At 26.5% G+C, this 4,012-nt stretch carries 2 protein-coding genes; both read right to left on the bottom strand.

The annotated features are described in order from the left end of the window. Positions 1 to 516: 516 nt before the first annotated feature. Positions 517 to 1,473, bottom strand: a complete 957-nt coding sequence (locus ACO409_RS08920) for a metallophosphoesterase family protein (RefSeq protein WP_485556500.1) — start codon at positions 1,471 to 1,473, stop codon at positions 517 to 519. A 608-nt stretch (positions 1,474 to 2,081) separates the two neighbouring features. Continuing rightward, entirely contained in the window at positions 2,082 to 3,422 is a 1,341-nt protein-coding gene (locus ACO409_RS08915) for a phospholipase D-like domain-containing protein (protein WP_485556498.1), read from the bottom strand. Positions 3,423 to 4,012 lie beyond the last annotated feature (590 nt).

Here is a 4,012-nt window from a genome sequence, read left to right as displayed (position 1 = left end):
AAAGGACACAACTTCAAAGCAGGATTAGGATTAAAAGTATTATACTAATAAATTCACCACAAATTTATTTTCCTAATGAAGCGAAAGAAAGCTTAACGCAGAAAATGCGTTGGAAGAGCTGCCGGATGGGGCGGCTCTTCTTTTTTTATTCCCTTAAACAAATATATAGTATCATTTAATTTTGTCTCAATTATGTAAAAAATATGTCTTTTTTGTGAATTTTAAAATTTATAAAGAATTAGATTTAATCTAATAAAAAGATTTATAATGTATTCTTTATTCAAATGAGGTTTAGTATTAAATTAATTTTACTATAGCAATAAATATGTTATTTAAATGTGAAAATAAAAAAAGGGCTGTCTTATAAAGTAAAAAACATTTTCAATCATAAGTAACATATATCTATTATGTGTAATTTTTTAAAATATATAATACTTAATATTAATAAAATTATTTTTAATTTACGAGATGCCCTCATTATTGCTTTGTTATTTAAAAAATATATTAATTTTAAAGTCATTTTTTTATATAGCTTAAAATATTTTTCCCAAACATTTTTTTGTATTTTTTGAAAAATTCAGTTATTATTTTTTTCTCTTTTCTATCTAATTTTTTTAGAATTAAAACTTTACCTTTTTTTATTTTATATTTTTCAGAATTGATGAATGGGGCTATTTCTTCATTCCAAAGTGTCAAAAATACTTTTTCTGAAACTTCTGGAAAGTCTATATATTCATCTTTATATATATACATTTCTTTTATATTTGAAATTTCTTTAGTCCTTATTATTTCAACACATCCTAAAAAATGTGTAAAAAATGCTCCACAATCAATATCATAGATTTTACTAGTCTTTTTTGATATTCTTCCATTTATATTTGGAGTATGTCCAAAATATATATTTTTATTTTTATATTCTTCAAGCATACTATCTTCATTTAACCAAAATTCTTCTCTTGTCCATAAAACATTTCCTCTTTCCTGATCTTCCAAAGATCTTTGTAAATCTAGTCCTGCATGAACAAAAATATTTTCATTTCCACAAATTATAATTGGACAACCTTTTAGCCATTTTATTAGCCATTTCACTTCTGAAAAGAAATTTTCTTTGTGCCATTCCTCCATACTTTTTTTCTCAAAATATCTAGAATTTCTATAAATCGAATATTCTGTTTCCCGTCTTAACGGATAATCATTTTCCAAATCTTCCAACAGCATATCCTCATGATTTCCCAAAATAAATTTTAAATTATACCCAAGTTTTATCATCTTTATGCACTTCATGTAAATTTCATAAGACTTTTTTCCTCTATCACAAATATCTCCTAAAATTAAAAGCAAATCTTCCCTTTTTAGCTTAATTTTTTCCAGTAGTCCTAAAAACAGCTCGTACTGACCATGAAGATCTGAAATAACAAATATCCGATCATAATCATCTTCATTTATTTTTTCAATTTTAACTTTATTTTCCATAAAAATCACTCTTTTCTTATTATATTTCAAAATTTTTTATAAATCCGTTCATTAATTTCCTCTAAATATTCAAATAAATTTCTTTATTAAGTTAAATTATTGTTAATAAATATTATTTCTTTAATTTTTATGTTATTTTTTTATTTTAATGCAAAGGGGATCAGTCGCCATCCCCTTTGCAAACCCGGCTTGTCTAAGCATTTTTTGAAAACAAAAATTAAACTCGCTTCGCTCAAACAGTAATTTTTATTTTCAAAAAATCACGACAATTTTAATTTAAATATGGGTAAGTAATTTAGTAAAAAATAAGAAGCAAAATTTCGTTAAAAGAAAAATAGCTGTCTGAACTTTTGGAATATATTTTAGTTGTTCTAGTTTATACATATTAAAATAATTTTTATTCAAAAGTGAGTTCTATTTTTCTTTTATAAGAAAGTTTTGCGTAAAGCGGGGATGCAAGGGCATGGCGTCTGATGCCCTTGCGGTAAAAAAATATAAATAAATAATAATAATTATTAATCAGAAAATCAAATCTAAAATTATAAAAAATAACTTAGTTGAATATTTTGGAGGGTGGTTATTGAATGGCTGTATTTTACAAATAATTTTTAAAAAGCTCCAAATCCATTTACTTCCAAAAATCTAAATAACATATCATTCATAAGTTTTTCATTTTTTTGTGTATCATAAGGCAATGTAAAGTCTCCATCTCTATTTGTCCATAATCTGTCGTAATAGTCTAAAATATTTTGTGAAATTTTTTGGTCATAGGCTGACATAATTTTTAGTTCGTTTTCTAAATTGTAGTTTCTCATATTTCTTCTTGTAAAGTTTGTGGATCCGCCGTAAGTTATCAGATAATCTTTTTTCAGGATTGACATCATTTTTACATGGTACATTTCTTCGCCTTTGTTATAGAATTTGACATTTATGTCATAATTATGCTTTCTGGCATATTTCATTAGTTCTCCGGCTGCCGCTTTGTTTGGCAATCCTGCATCTGCATTATTTAGTATTATTTCAAATTTTACTCCTCGTTTTGCTGCTTTTTTGATGCCATTGATTATTCCTCTGTCTGAAAGGAAAAATTGGGCAATGATGACTTTATCTCCAAACTGTGTATTTTTTAATTCTTCTAAAATATCTTTGACTGTTGCACCGTTTGTAAAATATTGCAGTTTTAGCTTTTCATTTGATGAAACTGGAATTTTGCTAAAATCTTTGTTCGGTAATGTTCTTTTCAAACTTCCATCTTTTTTAGTAATTTTTGCAACTGGCTTTTCAGCATTATAGATTTCCTTTAAGATTGGCGATGAAAATTTAAATGCTATGTTTGAATGTTTTGAACCTTCTGCATGCGGATTTGCTGATGTCAGCATTGCGGTATTCTCGTTCATAATTAATTTTCTGTGATCTGCTTTTGCATTTAATGCTCTTAAAATACTACGGATTGTAACTTTATCAGTTCCTTCATAAATTGGATTTTTTATTTTTCCACGATTTTTGGGATTTCCAAAAGGTTGGATAAATATTCGCCATGGTACTGAATAGATAAGTGCCGGATCTCTTAATTTAGTTAAATCGACATATCCAATTTTTACCCCTGCTTGTTCCAATTTTTTATGCATTTTGTTATCGTAAGCCCCATAAAATGTATTGCTTTCGTCAAGTATTAGATAAATTTGCACATTTGGATCTTTTTTCCGCTTTTCTAGTATCTTTTCTGCAAATTCCTCTGCAAGCGGCAATGGATGTAATTTATCCTCAACACCTTTTCCAACAAAATCATTAAACACAAAAATATCCATTAGGAAAAAATCTTGTGCTTCATCCAAAATCTTATAAGCCTGATCCCAGATCTGTCTTTCATAATGTGTCTGCCCATCTTTCTTATAAGTTAAATCATAATAAAAATCCACATCATCCGCATTATAAACCTGACTTTTCATTGAAAGACCCTCTGAAAGCGGAGTACAGGAAAAAGTTCCCAATAATAAAAATACAAATATAAAAATAATTTTTTTATTCAAAACTAACTCTCCTCCAATATTTTTTATGCCATAGATCTATTTGATAACCTATAACTTACTATTATTTTTTCTATAATTATAACAGTTTTTTTAAATTTTTTCCATAAAAATAAAAAATAAAATTAATAGAATAAACTATTTAAAAACAGCTTAAAATACACTCTAAACAATTTAGTATATCTAAAAATTTTTAGGGATTGACATTTTTAGAAAATATGCTATAATAAATGTGTAGAAATCCCTAAGGGAGACTTTGTATAATATTAAAAAAAATGTGCTATAAATTAGACTGGAAAAATCCAGTCTTTTTTGTTATAATATTTTAGGTGAGTTTTAGCACAACTCACAAAATATTATATAAAGGAGGTAGTGAGATGGTAGATTTCATTGCAATATTTATTCTGTTTGTAATTGTTTATTACAGCTTGAATAGATAGAGAATGAATTTCACCTCTGCTCCTCAACCCTTAGGGGTTTGGATTTAATATTTGACATTTTTGTAAAATATG

Source organism: Leptotrichia sp., from assembly GCF_057270615.1.
This window is presented reverse-complemented; position numbering and strand designations above follow the sequence as displayed.